The organism is Butyrivibrio sp. WCD2001 (assembly GCF_000424485.1).
GTDB lineage: Bacteria > Bacillota > Clostridia > Lachnospirales > Lachnospiraceae > Butyrivibrio.
Map to the genome: position 1 here is coordinate 63186 of NZ_AUJZ01000012.1, position 15786 is coordinate 78971.

The 15786-nt window shown below is 41.1% G+C and carries 8 protein-coding genes; 5 read left to right on the forward strand and 3 right to left on the reverse strand.

Annotated elements, in window-relative coordinates; genetic code table 11:
- The first annotated feature begins 314 nt into the window (after positions 1-314).
- The gene (locus G630_RS23635) at positions 315-5405 is read left to right on the forward strand and encodes an InlB B-repeat-containing protein (protein ID WP_026498658.1); all 5091 of its coding nucleotides are present in this window, start codon (positions 315-317) and stop codon (positions 5403-5405) included.
- 75 nt (positions 5406-5480) lie between these two features.
- Here the strand turns inward: G630_RS23635 and G630_RS0111550 are convergent, their stop codons facing one another.
- The gene (locus G630_RS0111550; RefSeq protein ID WP_026498659.1) at positions 5481-6677 is read right to left on the reverse strand and encodes a response regulator; all 1197 of its coding nucleotides are present in this window, start codon (positions 6675-6677) and stop codon (positions 5481-5483) included.
- A gap of 127 nt (positions 6678-6804) precedes the next feature.
- Between G630_RS0111550 and G630_RS21660 the strand changes: the two genes are divergently transcribed.
- Together G630_RS21660 and G630_RS0111560 are read left to right on the forward strand one after the other, a co-directional pair.
- Positions 6805-10554 carry a chemotaxis protein CheB gene (locus G630_RS21660; protein WP_049946186.1) on the forward strand — a complete coding sequence of 1250 codons (3750 nt, stop codon included), beginning with the start codon at positions 6805-6807 and terminating at the stop codon, positions 10552-10554.
- A 44-nt stretch (positions 10555-10598) separates the two neighbouring features.
- Positions 10599-10949, forward strand: coding sequence for a hypothetical protein (locus G630_RS0111560; protein WP_026498660.1), 351 nt, complete (start codon positions 10599-10601; stop codon positions 10947-10949).
- A 245-nt stretch (positions 10950-11194) separates the two neighbouring features.
- On the opposite strand, the gene G630_RS0111565 is transcribed toward G630_RS0111560, so the two are convergent.
- Both G630_RS0111565 and G630_RS0111570 read right to left on the reverse strand, forming a co-directional pair.
- Positions 11195-12418, reverse strand: a complete 1224-nt coding sequence (locus G630_RS0111565) for a dicarboxylate/amino acid:cation symporter (RefSeq protein WP_026498661.1) — start codon at positions 12416-12418, stop codon at positions 11195-11197.
- A gap of 34 nt (positions 12419-12452) precedes the next feature.
- On the reverse strand, positions 12453-13169 hold the full coding sequence (locus G630_RS0111570) for a lysophospholipid acyltransferase family protein (RefSeq protein ID WP_026498662.1): 717 nt from the start codon (positions 13167-13169) through the stop codon (positions 12453-12455).
- Between the two features lie 163 nt (positions 13170-13332).
- Here G630_RS0111570 and G630_RS0111575 point away from each other — a divergent pair, with 163 nt between their 5' ends.
- Both G630_RS0111575 and G630_RS0111580 read left to right on the forward strand, forming a co-directional pair.
- The gene (locus G630_RS0111575; protein ID WP_026498663.1) at positions 13333-14586 is read left to right on the forward strand and encodes a carbohydrate-binding protein; all 1254 of its coding nucleotides are present in this window, start codon (positions 13333-13335) and stop codon (positions 14584-14586) included.
- A 102-nt stretch (positions 14587-14688) separates the two neighbouring features.
- A complete protein-coding gene (locus tag G630_RS0111580) occupies positions 14689-15783 on the forward strand; it encodes a threonine aldolase family protein (protein ID WP_026498664.1) in 1095 nt (364 codons plus the stop codon).
- The last annotated feature ends 3 nt before the right edge of the window (positions 15784-15786 follow it).

Below are 15786 nucleotides of genomic sequence, written 5' to 3' on the forward strand. Positions count from 1 at the left end.
TTGAATATTACTATTATATGAATTTCATGCAGGTTTCTGATAAAGGCTTTTCTTCATTATAGAAGGAAGCCTTTTTTACTTTGTGAGTGATGAAAGGAAGTCATAAAAGATATGAATGATAGACGCAATATAATTAAAATAATAACGTAAATTTGAGCTTAAATAATAAATTGCAAATATAATGCAAAAATAGTTAAAAAATATGAGCAAAAAGTATAGACATTCTTAAATTTCTGGAGTAGACTAGATAACGGTTTGTTAAGTTATGTATTAAAAACGTTGTAATAAAACTAGTCTATTCTAGGAGGGTACTAATGAAAGGGAAGTGTTTACTTAGTGTTCTGGCAATGATGATGCTGTTGCTGTTTTTGCCGGGAAACATGGTTGCCAAGGCTGAGCCTAATGCGGGTGAGAAATATACGATCACCTTTGCTACAAGTCAGGGTGGTTTTTATAATATCAGTTCCAATGGCTATTATGAAGCTACCAGGGAACAGGTTATTGATGCCGGATCAGCTATAGGAACCGTGGCGGAACCGTTTGACAGCTATAATAATTATCTTTTTGATGGCTGGTATAAGGACTCGAATTACGATGAGCCTATAAGTGATATTGAAACCTTTGTTCCCGAAGGAAATATGACAATATACGCTAACTGGCGTGCGGTTAATGAAGACAGTGATTTATATGTTACCGTAGATTTTAATGGTGGTACATGTAATGGTTCTACATCTTTCATTGAATATGGCGATTCTGATGGAAAATGGTATATAAAAGGAGGAAAGACACTCCAGTCAACAGGAATGCCTAATGCATATCGAGAAAACTATGGTCTTACCGGTTGGTATACCGATGCAGCTTGCACCCAGCAGGTAACAGAGAATACCGCAATTACTCCCGGACAGACATACTATGCAGGCTGGACTAGAGAATGTTATTCGGTGACATTGGATGCCGGTGAGGGATATTTTAATCAGAATCCGGAGTGTAAAGACGAGAAATGGTCAATTCCTGTTGGATCAAGTATGTATTTAATTGGAAGTGTCTCGGGATATACAAGTGATGGCAAGGTTATCGCCGGATGGTATGAAGATGCCGCTTTGACAAAAGAAATTACTCTTGTTGATGGAAATTATACTCCTACAGAGGATGTGACAGTATATGCAAAGTGGGAACCCGGCTACAAGGTGACCTTTGATTACGGTATTGCTGCTGATGAATTTAGTTCTGACGAATACACACATTCCTATTATGTAAAGAAAAACTCAAAGAGTGACTTGTATCTGACCTATATGACAGGAAAAACCTATGGGGATTATGTGTTTAACGGTTGGTATCTTGATAAGGATTGCACAAGATATGTTACAAGCTTTTATGATGTCCTTGTTTCCGAGGATATGACTTTTTATGCCAAGTGGTCGGAGAAGTGCACCATCACTTATAATGCCGGTGATGGTAAGTTTTATGATGGCAGCAAGACCATGACAGTCAACATTCCTCAGGGTGAGTATTTTTCAACAAAGTATGTAACCTATGCCAATGATTCTTCAAAGGTGTGTGTAGGATGGTCATTAACAGAGGGCGGTCAGGCTGTAGAGATTAATGAGATTACAGCGTACCAGGATACAACACTTTATGCAGTATATGAAGATGGTTGCGAGGTTACCTTTGATGCCAATGGTGGAACAATCTCGTATTATATGGAAACTACTGATAATGGCGGTAATGGTCGTACGGTTAATGACTCTAAGTTGAAACTGCAATTTAAACGTAATGCTCCATTAAGCAGTAATCTGTATGTTAATTACAACGGAGCTATATGTGCTGTTAATGACGACAATCAAATGTTTAGGGGATGGAGTACATCTAAATCTGTGGATGATATAGTTGAGTTGTACTCGTATGTTCCAACCGGAAACAGTGTAACACTATATGCAATCTGGGGCGACAGATGCACAGTTACTTATGATGCAAATGGTGGATATTTTTACGATAACAGCCAGAAATCAGAATGCTCAGTGGCTTCCGGTGAAAGAATCGGAGGCTATAGTATTCCTTCATCTGATGATGCAAAAATATTCTCATCCTGGAATACCAGAGCAGATGGAAAAGGCGAGACAATAACAGATATTTATGGTTATGTTGTCACAGAAGATGTCACTTTCTATGCTCAGTGGGATGATGCTTATGTTATAACCTATGATGCAAACGGTGGTTACTTTGTAAACATGGGTACTGCTGTAGATACCAAATATATGTATAAAATCAAAAAGGGTCAGCAGACATATATGGGTAGCTACAATATGAAGAACAGTGATAGTTCTCTTGCTTTCGCAGGATGGAGCACATCTCCTGACAGAGAGGAAAATGTTCAATCTAATACCAGTTACACACCAAACTCTGATATGACATTTTATGCTGTATGGAAAAAGGGTAATAAGATAACGTATCATGCAAATTCAGATGGAGGTTATTTCAGATACGACGGTGAAGACAAAACAGAGATAGAGCTTACTGTACCTGAAGGAGCAACTATTTTTGGGAATTATTATTATATGCCCTCATATGTGAATAATGATGATAACCTACAGTTTTCAGGATATAACACCAAGCCTGACGGAAGTGGCATGGACATTACCTACGATTTCATCCCTACAGGTGATATGGATATTTATGCTAAGTGGGTCAAAACCTATAAGATGTATTTACATGCAAACGGTGGCTATTATACTTCATATAATTCGAATGCCGGTGAGTATTCCGATCTGATGATAGTGAACTGCCAGCAGGGATTGGATGCATGGCCTGGAAGTTACAGTACTCTTAAGCATCCTTCAAATATGGCATTTGCAGGCTGGAGTACTACACCTGATGGAAAGAATACAATCGATAAGGTTGAAAAAATTGATAAAGATGTATATTTATATGCTGTTTGGGAACAGGGTTATCAGATAACCTTTGACGGCAATGGTGGTAAAGTATACCCCGGCATGTGGGAAGAGGACTTCTCTGATGCTTCTGCTCTCAAGGATGCAGTGACAGTAACCCTTAAGAAAGGCAGAAGCCTCGGGTATTACGAAGATGGTGAAATAACTGCTTTAAGAGATGGTTATGTAATCGGAGGTTGGTCAACAACCCCTACAGGCACTAAGCGGATAGACTTTTATGAAACTACTCCTGATAAAGATATGACACTGTATGCTATCTGGAATAAGGCTGATAAAGTCACCTTCGATGCAAATGGTGGAAAAATCTACGGATCTAATAATAAAACTCAGATTACAAGACAGCTGGCGGATGGATCCACATTAGATTGGAGAATGCCTCATGCTACAAATGATAATCTCGGACTTGTTGGCTGGAATACAAAGGCTGACGGAACCGGAACTTATATAACAGAAGAAACAACGATAAGTTCCGATATGACGGTGTATGCTATCTGGGATGAGGGCTATACAGTTACGTTGGATGCCGGAGACGGAGAGATGGAAGTTCCTTCCACTCATAGTTATACAAGTATCTTCACAGATGTGGTACCAAAGGGTAAAACTATTAAGCTTCCGATTTGCAATATTTACTCAGGCGAAGAATCATTTGTTGGATGGTATGAGGACGCCTCATTCACTAAGAAGGTTTATGAGTATGATCCTGACAATGGGGGTATTTACTATGAATATAAGCCTACAAAGGATGTGACTCTTTACGCTAAGTATGAAAAGGGATATACCATCACCTTTAACGGAAATGCAGGATGGGTCTTTAACAACGATGAAAAGACCTATGACGTAGCTGTACGAAAAGGAAAGAAACTCGGAAGAGAAATCTGGGCATACACAGACGAGGGAGACGATCAGAGTAGTCAGGGCTTTGCTGGTTGGTATATGGACCCCGAATGTAAAACTCTTGTAGCTACCAGAACAACAATTGAGGATTATGTTCCTACAGGTGATATCACACTTTATGCAGGTTTCATAGACGGAGAAGTTAAGGTTAAGGGTGTATCACTCGGAAAGACAAATGCAACTCTGGGTGTTGGTGATTCATTCAATCTGTCTGTTGTTGTAAAGCCTTTCAATGCAACAAATGCTGCAGTAAACTTTGAGAGTTCCAATTTTGACGTTGCTGAGGTTGATGAGGAAGGCAACGTCACAGGAAAGAGTGAGGGCAGCGCTGTTATTACTGTAACTACAGTAGATGGTGGCTTCACAGCTCAGTGTGAGATTACTGTTGATGGTAAGAACGCAGAGCAGATTGCCGGCGGCATAGATACTGCTATGAACAAACTTGAGCAGCAGAAGCAGAACCACGAAACTGCGCAGATGAAGAAAACTGTTGAGGAGTCCCTTAAGGGTCTTGGAACCGTTGATTCCATGGCAGATAAGGTTGAATCCAATGGTGCAATCGCTGAAAAGCTTGAGAAACTTGAGGAAACTTATACAGAAGCAGCTGGTGTAACTGTTGTTCAGCCTTCAGAGGATGAGCAGACAAAGGAAACTCTTAAGGAAGTATTCGGAGATGATGTAAATACTAATGCCGCTTCTGTTTCCGGAGCAGGACTTAATGCTGCACCCGAACAGACAGCTAAACTTTCAATTGAGCCTACTACAGAGGAAAACCAGAAGGCTGTCGGCGAGGAGTTCAACAGCGTAGCTCAGATTGATATGTCACTTAAGGTTGGCGACGGAAATGCGGCAGATGAAGAGCTTCATGAACTTGTAGCCCCCATTACAATCACTCTGCCTATGCCGAAGAACATCTTAGGTTCAAGACTTTACGTTCTTCACTATTATGCTGACGGAACCTATGAGCTTATTAAGCCTAAGCTTGTAAATAATACAATGGTTATCACTGTAAGTCACTTCAGTACTTTTGCAATTGTTGAGCTTGCTGAAGGTGAGGCTGTAACAAATAATAACGGCAATGGTAACGGAAACGAGGATGCAGCGCAGCCCGCTAAGGCAGCAGAAACTCCTCAGCCCAGCCAGCCCAGTCAGCCTGCAGCAGTAGCTAATGACACTGCCGCTGCTGACACAACCCCGGCAGCTTCTACAAGTGCCGACACAGCTTCTACAAGTGCTGACACAGCTGATAACTCCAAGAAGGACGATGATGATCCGACAAAGGCAAGAATTACTCAGGATAAGCAGGAAATCAATGCTTCCAAGGTAGCAAAGAAGAATCAGAAGATTACTGTTAAGATCGACAGATCCAAGGGTAAGATTACAGCTAAGAACGTATCTTCCAAGAAGCTCAAGAAGTACCTTGACGTTAAGGTAAAGGGCAAGAAGGTAATCTGCACAGTCAAGAAGGGTGCCAAGAAGGGAACCTACAAGGTAAAGATTACTGTTGATAAAAACGGAAAATACAAGAAGACCACTAAGACAATTACTATTGTCGTAAAATAAAAAAATAGTTTGAGAGGCCCCACCCGCAGAAATGCGGGTGGGGCTTTTGTAATAGTGCTGTATTATAAAAAAATACTAAATATACTCTGCAACTGTGTTGTACAGCCTTCCGGAGTCGACCGGTTTTACAAGGTGTGAATTCATTCCGGCCTTGAGACTCTGCTCGTAATTTTCATGGAAAGCATTTACGGTCATGGCTATGATCGGAATCTTTCTGGATGTAGGAATGGTTGTGTTCTCCCTTATCTGCTTGGCTACAGATAGGCCGTCTATATCAGGCATTACAATATCAAGAAGAATCAAGTCGAATTTGCCATGCTCTGCTCTGTAGGTAAGAAGCGCTTCTCTGCCATCGCGTACGGTAATAACCTCTGCGCCTTTTGCTCTAAGAAGCTTATCGATTATCTCAAGATTGATCTCATCGTCGTCAGCTACGAGAATTCTTTTCTGTGAAAAGTCGAATTTGCGGTTAACCTTAGCTGAATACTCGCCAACCGATACAATAGGAAATTTGATGGAGAGCTGTACACTTGATCCCTCTTCGGGATTTGAGGTGGCTTCGACAACATCTGTTCCCATTTCATGTGCATAGAATCTGATAATAGTGATAGTCGGATCCATGGATTCAAGACTTGAATACATATCATATTCAATTGCAGCAAACTCATCTTTTAAAGCCTGCAGCTTGCTGCTCATAATAGTAGTATCTTTGCCGTAAACCTTAAAACTGATGTCAATATTATTGTTGACGCAGCCATTACTTTGGACATCCAGATGTACCACATTCTTTCGGGGCATCATCTCAGTAATTACTCTGATCATCTTGCGAAGAATTTGAAAAAGAATTGTATAATCTGCGTTGATATAACAGTTTTCCAGTTCCTTCTTTTCAATAATAAGCTCTATTCCGGTGGGATCAAGAAGATTAGCCATATCATTTTTTAGCGATTTCAGAAATTCATCCAAATTAACAAGCTCAGGATGCAGGCTGACGTTTTTCATTGCAATCTGACGCATTGCCATAACATCATCCATGGACTCGTTCATTAAATGGCTTGCATGGCTTATCTTATCAAGATAATGCTTTATTGCTGTTTCATCGTTACCGGTTTCAAGTGCTATCTTGGAAAATTCGATTATAGAATACAGAGGGCCCCTGACATTTCTGCTCATCTGCTCAAGAAAGATGTCGCTAAAATACAGCTTATGATTCACCTCAATAAGCTTGTCGACAAGCTTATTATTATTATTATTATTATTTATGTCGTTCATTACATTCCCCTCTAGAAAATATTGCGAAATATTGAGATAATAATACCATATATTCATACATAAATCCTATAAAATAACAATTAACTAAAAACTCGATTTTATATACAATCATAGGAAGGTGGTCTAAATGTATAATCCTCAGGACATGTCTGTAAATATTCAGCCGCACTGCGTAGTAGGAATAGGGGCGTCAGCAGGAGGACTCGAAGCACTTCAGCAATTCCTCACATTTCTTCCATCTAATACAGGCATGGCTTTTGTCATAATCCAGCATCTTGCACCCAATCATAAGAGCATGCTTGCTGATATTCTTGCGAAATATAATTCCATGCCGATAACAGAAATCGAGGATGGAATGAAGGTTGAGAGAAATCACATCTACATGATTCCGCCCAAATATAACGTGGAAATCCACAACAACACTCTGAACCTCAAGGAGCAGAACTCTCAGGAAATAAGCCACCCTATAGACATCTTCTTCCGTTCGCTTGCGAACGCCTATGAAAATCGTTCCGTTGCTGTAATCCTTTCGGGAACAGGTTCCGACGGTACAAATGGTATCAGAGCCATCAAGGAACAGAACGGTATGATCATCGTTCAGAGTCCCGAGTCTGCAAAATTCGATGGAATGCCGCGAAATGCCATAAGCACCGGATTTGTTGATCTTATGTTAAAGCCGGATTCCATAGCACGCGAGCTTGCACATATCGCCAAGTCTGTGATAGATGCTGAGACACAGCTCGGTGTTACTGATGATGACCTTCTTTCCAAAGTATTTTCAATATTAAAAAACGTAACCAACATAAACTATGCTTACTATAAACAAACCACCATTCTTCGAAGGATCGAAAGAAGGCTTGTTGTAACTCATAACAGAAACCTTCGTGAGTATGTCAATTACATGACCAACAATCCTGAGGAAGCAAAGCTGCTTGCTAAAGAGGTGCTCATCGGTGTTACCTCATTTTTCCGTGATCCTGATTACTTCGAAGTGTTAAAGGAAAATGTGGTCAAAAAGCTAATCACAACCTCTCACCCTGACGACGAGCTGCGCATCTGGGTTGCGGGCTGTTCAACCGGTGAAGAAGCCTACTCCATTGCAATTCTTTTTGCGGAAGCCATGGAAGAACTATCCATTCACAGGGGGGTAAAAATATTTGCAACAGACCTCGATCCGGATTCAATAAGCACTGCTGTGCGTGGAGTTTACGGAAATAACATAATAGAGGATGTGTCTGTCGCAAGACTTTCCAAATTTTTCACACGAAAAGGAAATAAATATGTCATTCATCATGACATAAGAAAAATGATCATCTTCGCTCAGCACAATGTATTCCAGGATCCGCCGTTTGGAAAACTGGATTTGATATGCTGCCGAAATGTACTTATATATTTCCAGGCGGTGCTTCAGCGCAATCTTTTTGCCATTTTTCACATGGCTCTATCCGACAGAGGATATCTGTTCCTTGGCCGCTCGGAATCAGTCATTGACTATGCAGATGTATTCCGCGTTGTATGCGCCGATGAAAAGATTTTCATACACTATGCGGAAGGCAATGCACCGGCACATGAGCAGTTTGCTTATTCCATGAGCAATATCGAACCTCCTATCGAGCCTATCAATGTCTCGGGCGGCGAGGATGATGATTCCGCGAGTTACAAGGCACATGAGCTTGATACCTCTGTGCTTGAATCTCTCATGCCCGCAACGGTTCTTGTTAATGAAAAGAACGAGCTGGTAAGAAGCTATGGTAACTGTTCAAGACTCATTTCGCTTCCTACCGGCCAGGTTACATTGGACATTTTCCAGCTTATCAGGACAGATATGAAAATTGCGCTTTCCACCGCGCTTAAGGAAGCAAGGCTTACAAACGAACGCAAGGCATACTCGGATGTTCCTGTTGATATCGATGGGAAATCAGAATTTGTTTCGATTGTTGCGCAGCCTATTAGTGACAATCACGGTGAAAAGACAGATTTTACTGCGGTTTCGTTTATACGAGGACGTGAACTGACAAATGTTGACATGCAGAAATACCAGGTTGATTTTGCTGCATCCCAGCGTATATCAGACCTTGAGCAGGAACTTAAAGCAACCAAGCATTCACTTCGACAGACAGTTACGGAACTTGAGTCAACAAATGCCGAACTTCAGGCTGCAAATGAGGAACTTCTTACAGCCAACGAGGAACTTCAGTCAAGTAACGAGGAACTTCAGTCTGTCAACGAGGAACTTTATACCGTCAATTCCGAATATCAGTCCAAGGTTACAGAGCTTGCGGTTGCCAATAATGATATGGCTAATTTCCTTTCCTCCACCCTTGTCGGAATTCTTATGGTGGATAAGGATTTAAACATTAGAAAATATACGGAATATATCTCGTCAGAATTCAGTGTTGCCGATCAGGATGTGGGAAGATCTCTCAGGTACATAAGCTTTAACTTTGCCACAATTGATCTTCTTGCTCAGTGCAATCTGGTTCTTAAGACAATGGAACCCGTAGAGCAGCGATGTGCTTCTGTTGCAGGGAAAACTTATCTTATTCGCATAGCGCCATATCATGAAATTAGTGGAACAGAAGAGCCCGGTGCTGTAATCAGTGATAGAAAGCGTGCGCTCAAGGGTCTGGTACTTACTTTTGTTGATACAACAAAACAAATTGATGATCAGGAACAGATTGATGAAATGGGCAAAGCTCTTCGTGCGGCGGTAAGATCAAGCCGGGAAAAGGAGACCTTCCTTTCACAGATGTCTCACGATATGAGGACTCCTCTTACTGCGATTTTTGGACTTACCGAGCTTTCGCTTCAGGAGGAATCCTTAACGCCTGCACTAAAGGATAATCTTGATAAGATTATGACCTCAAGCAAGTATCTGCTTACACTTATCGAGGAAATATTGGAAACAAGTAAGATTAACGCAGGAAAAGTAGTTTCCATAAGTTCGGCTGTTCGCGAGGAAAACCTTATAACTTCAATTTCAACTATTACGGCAGAGCAGGCACGTGAAGCCGGCCTTGATTTTGACTATAAGATAAACGGTTCAAAGGATCGTTATGTCCTTATGGATACAAAGCATGTTGAACGATCTATCCTGAATCTTTTGTCGAATAGTATTAAGTTCACTCCAAAAGGAGGTCGGATAATCTTTACGACTGATATAATGTATACCGATACTGCTTCCATTCATACTTACACTATAAGAGATACGGGTATTGGTATAAGTGAAGAATTTCAGCAGAGGATGTTCCTGCCTTTTGAACAGGACCGAGATTCAGACGATCCCTACCAGGAAGGTACCGGACTTGGGCTGTACATATGTAAAAACCTTGTAGAACTCATGGGAGGAACAATATCCTGCATAAGCCATGTTGGAGTAGGAACAGAGTTCACTATTGTTCTAACTTATCCTATCGCTACCGATGAGCAGATAAGCCTTCATACTCAGCAGTCAGAAAAGTATGAGGATCAGATTCTTTACGGTAAAACTATCCTTCTGGCAGAGGATAACACAATAAATGCGGAAGTTATAATTAAGCTGTTAAAAACAAAGGGAATTCATACAGAAGTTGCAAGAGATGGACAGGAAGTTGTGGATATGCTAAAAACTCGTGATCCTTATCATTATCAGGCAATTCTTATGGATCTTATGATGCCTGTAAAGAGTGGTATCGAGGCAGCTAAGGAAATACGCGCACTGGGTACTCCGGATGCAGCTACTATTCCCATTTTCGCACTTACAGCAGATATGGCTAACGATGTAGAAGGCAGATGTGCAGAAGCAGGTATGGATATTATTTTGGAAAAGCCGATTGATCAAAACAAGTTATTTGCAAGTCTGGCAAAGGCTATCCAGAAGCAGCTGGATGAGAGCTGATGCAGTGATAAGACAAAATATATTTTGATTTGCGGAGACATATTATGGACAGTAAGAAAATTGTAGCTCTTAGGGAATGGGGGGCAGATACAGAATCAGCGATTAAAAGAATGATTGGTGATGAAAAATTTTACCTTGATCTAGTGGATTCTTTCTTATCAAACAATGACTGGAGAGATCTGTGTTTAAAGATTGAAAAGAAACAATACAAGGATGCCTTTGTAATATCACATCGAATCAAAGGTTCCTGCGCAGATCTCGCATTAACGCCACTTTTTACGGCTATGTGCGAACTGACAGATGACCTTCGAAACGATGAAATACGTCCCACACTTGAAACTAATCTTAAAATTGCAGGAAAACTCCGGGATAGATTGATTGAAACTTTAAACTGACAGCATTGATTAGTGAGGCCTTTTCTATATTGTTGAAAATTTAGTTGCAGGTATTGTATTATTTATGTTACTGTCTGCGGGCTGTCAGCTTCCGGCACAAAACAGCAGGAGACTATTTCTTTAAATACACAAAGGATGATGCAGTTAAACCTGCTGCTTAATATTAGATAAAATAAAACCGGGCTTCAATGTGAACTGATCACAAGATTGAAGCCCGGAATTTTATCGTTCATTTATATTTGTTGTCAGGATGCCTTTTTAGCAGCTTTTTTTCGTTCCAGATTAGAAACGATAAGTGCGCAGGAAGCATCACCTGTGATGTTAACAACTGTTCTTCCCATATCGAAGATTCGGTCTACGCCAGCAACAAGTGCGATTCCGTCAAGAGGAAGACCAACAGAGGCAAGTACCATGGCGAGCATTACCATTCCGGCACCGGGTACACCGGCGGTTCCGATGGAAGCAAGAGTTGCGGTAAGCACGATGGTTACCATCTGGGAAGGCGTCAAATGGATGCCATAGCAGGCAGCTATGAAGATTGCACACACACCCTGATAGATAGCGGTTCCATCCATGTTGATAGTGGCACCAAGGGGAAGCACGAAGGAAGTAACTTCTTTGTCGGCTCCCATCTTCTCGCAGCCCTTCATATTGATCGGAAGTGTTCCGACTGAGGAAGAACTTGAGAAGGCAAAAATCATGGCGGGAAGCTGGCCTTTCAGGAATGCAAGAGGACTCATGCCCCCCATGACTTTAACTGCAAAGGAATAAACAATCAGCATATGCATAAAATAACATATGTATGCTGCAAGTAGCACCATCGCGAGTGATCCGATGATCGCTGCTCCGTTGGTGGCAACTACGGGACAGATCAGGCAGAATACACCGATGGGTGAGAGCTTTAAGATCATTTCCATACACTTCATGAAAATTGCATTAAAGGAATTGATGCCTTTTACGGCGGGAGCAGCTTCATCACCTACCAGGATTATTGCAAAGCCTATAAGCAGAGCCATAACGATTACCTGGAGCATGGTAGCTTCAGATAAAGGGGCTACAAAGTTGGATGGGAAAATATTTACAACGGTGTCCATAAAAGGAACACCTTCAGAAGCTTCATAGCTAAGCTCAGAGGTCTCAAGGATCGGGAAAAAGCCTTTGAACAGATTTCCTCCAACGAGGCCTATTACAATAGCTACAGCCGTTGTGCACAGGTAATAACAGACGGTTTTTATTCCGATAGAGCCAACCTTTCGGATATCGCTCATTGAGATAATGCCGGCCATTATTGAAAACAGAACTATCGGAACAACTATGAATTTCAACAGATTAAGAAAAATGGTTCCGATCGGTTTAATGTAGCTGTCCGCAAAATCAGCATGACTTTGCAGTAACAGACCTGCAATTATACCGAGAACGAGAGCAATAAAAATCTGAGTTGCGAGTGGCAGTTTTTTCCTGGTTTCCATAAAGACAATCCCCCTTTTTCTTTATGTTGTCGGTTTACTGTTTGCAGATTTCATTTATTTTGTTTTCTATTTTTTTCTTTACTATTTCTGCTATTTCTTTCGTTTTTAAATCCTTATAATCTTCATAATAGAGCGGTTTCAGGAAATGCACCTGTGTCTCTACCGGTTTGTATCCGCCCTCTCCAAAGGGTTTGTATGAATCAATCAGTGCGACCGGAACAATCGGAACCTGTGACCACAAGGCTGCTTTGAAAGCTCCGGGCATAAATGATTGCAGGTGGTTTTTATTGTCTGTGTAGCCGCCCTCCGGGAATATGATGAATCTTTTGCCGTTTTTAACTTGCTCTGCCAGTTCTTTTATAGCGGTTATTTGTTTCCTGTTGTCTTCCCTGTTTATGCGAATTCCGTCAAGAACATCAATAAATTCATGAGTAAGTTCCATCTTCGCGGTTTTACTGTCGATTACGATTGAGCAAGGTGCATCGTGAGAATAGATTATTCCTAGTGCATCGAACTTTCCCTGGTGATTGGGAGTTATGATATATCCGCCCTCTGAGGGGAGGTTTTCCAAACCATAACACTTGGTAGTGATGCGAGAATTTCTCATAACCCGTCTGACCATATTTCGTGCAACTCCGTATCTGTATTCTTCGGAATATCTGTCAGGATTTATCATCATAATCCTGATCTTAACAATGTAATAAATAATTAGTGGAAACGATATAAAAATGCAAAAGTAAAATCTGAACATGCTATCTCCCCAAAGACAGATGATATATAAAATTATAACATATAAACTGCGTATGAAACTTAGTTAAATAATTCATAAAATCGATAATTTAAAAACTGTACAATGATATAATTTTCCTATGAAACGTTTACCCGATTTGAGTGGATTGTCGGAGGTAATTCTTATGAGGAAAAAGTTTTTTAAAATATTTCTTACTGTAGCATTGACGCTGGGTTTATGCATTACAGGTGCTATTCCTATAGGTAAGATGGTAGGAACACTTGTGGTTAATGCAGCAAACATAACGTTAAAGGCGAGAGATTACGATGGTGACTACTCGGTTACAAACGGAGTTGGTCTTACCTACGATTCTGATAAAACAGCGAAGCTTGGGACAATTGCGAACGGAGATAAGGCAAAATTTAAGAATGTAAGTTTCGGAAATGTGGATCCTATCAAGGCCATCTCCTTTAAGTATTCTAAGCCAAACTCTGACAGTGTCAGGGTTACCATGTACCTTGATAAAGAGGGAGAAAATAAGATCGGTGAATGGTCACTTAGCCATAGAACAAGCAGTTTTAGTGATCCCTATAAGGAGAAGTTCTTCAGCGGAATTGAGAAAGCATCTGTTGGAAGCGGAAAACATGATATTTATTTGAAATTTACCTGTGGCGGCACAGCGGAGGATGAAGTAAATATCTATAGCATTTCCTTCTTTAGTACCACAGAGGATGAAGACACCGAAGAAGATCTCAATACGGCAACCTGGGAAGATCAGTACAAAAATGATACAAACAAGAATAAGCCATATTATAGGGCGAATATTTATACGAGAAGTTCATATGTTATTTTAAGCGATGCTTTAGACGCTTATTCAAACAAGACTATATTCGGAGATCCCTATGCAATAAAGGGATATAAGTCACTTGTAAAGCAGGTTCCGGGAATAAGTTATAACTATGCGGACAATACCCTGACTCTTAACAATTTTGATTCTGAGAATAAATACCTGGATATCCGCAACATGGGAAAAGCCTTCAAGATTAAGCTTGTCGGAAAGAATAATCTAAAAGCTATTTATGTATCCGGAGCAAACTGGCCGACACCGCTTCATTTTACCGGTAGTGGTTCGGTTGTACTTAATGCCAGCAAGTCATATTTTGTGGGGCCGGGACTCAATACAGCTGTCCTGTATCTTGATGGCTGGCACAAGGAGTCGTTTATCATTGATAAGAAAGCCAAGGTAACGGCTTACGGATATAAAAAGAATTCACCTGTTGTTTTAAGCTATGGAGAGGGAAGGCCTGCTCTTAAGAAGGCTGTAAAGATTTCCTTTAGTAAGAAAGGAAGTAAGCTGGACGGAAAATTTGTAGACGGAAAAGGCGACAGAATTCGCAGCAGATACAAGTACAATAAGAAAACCTTTAAGAAGAAGTAATGAAAGAGGGCGTCCGGAATGATTATCCGGACGCTTTTTTATGCCAGTCAGTTGTTTTGTTGCTATAATATATAGAAAATTATTCACCGGGAGAAAGCAAAAATGGATAACAGAATTTCATTTTCAAGTGATTATACAAAGGGCGCGCATCCGAGGATATTGGAGCGTCTTACTCAGACTAACTTCGAGCAGAACGATGGCTATGGCACGGATGATTATTGCAAAAGCGCGGCAGAAAAAATAAAAAACGCATGCAATTGTCCGGAGGCAGATGTGTTCTTCCTTGTGGGTGGAACTCAAACCAACCAGACGATATTGGATATGCTGCTTAAGCCTTACGAGGGAGTTGTGGCAGCAGAGACAGGACATGTGGCTGTACACGAGGCCGGAGCGATAGAGTTTTCGGGGCACAAGGTGCTGACGTTGCCGAGCATTAAAACAAATGCAAACAGAGATGATGCAACAGAAAGTGGCAGCACAGTGCATGATGACACCATAGGCAAAATCGATGCGGATGACCTTCGCACCTATATCAAGAACTTCTACGCAGACGATAACCATGAGCATATGGTTTTCCCGGGAGCGGTTTATATCTCGCATCCAACTGAGTATGGAACGCTGTATTCCAAAGAAGAACTTTCAAAAATATCAGGTGTTTGCAAAGAGTTCAATATTCCACTTTTCCTTGATGGAGCAAGACTTGGCTATGGTCTTATGAGTAAAAGAACAGATGTTACCTTAGCTGATATAGCGAGCCTGGTTGATGTATTTTATATAGGCGGGACCAAGGTGGGTGCATTCTTTGGAGAGGCAGTTGTGTTCCCTAAGGGCGTTCCCACAAAGCATCCGATTCCTGTTATCAAGCAGCACGGCGCGCTCCTTGCGAAGGGATGGCTTTTGGGCCTCCAGTTTGATACGCTTTTCACTGATGATCTGTATCTTGAAATCAGCAAAAATGCGGTAGAGATGGCTGAGGAGCTTAGAGATATGCTTGTTAAGAAGGGATATCAGCTTTTCATAGATTCCCCGACAAATCAGCAGTTCATAGTTATGGACAACGAGAGATTAAAGGAGTTTGCGGAGCACGTTCGCTATGGCTTCTGGGAGAAAATTGATGATAACCACACGGCGATAAGACTTGCTACAGACTGGGCTACGACCAAGGAGGATATCAGGGAGCTGGAGAAGTTTTTGTAAACT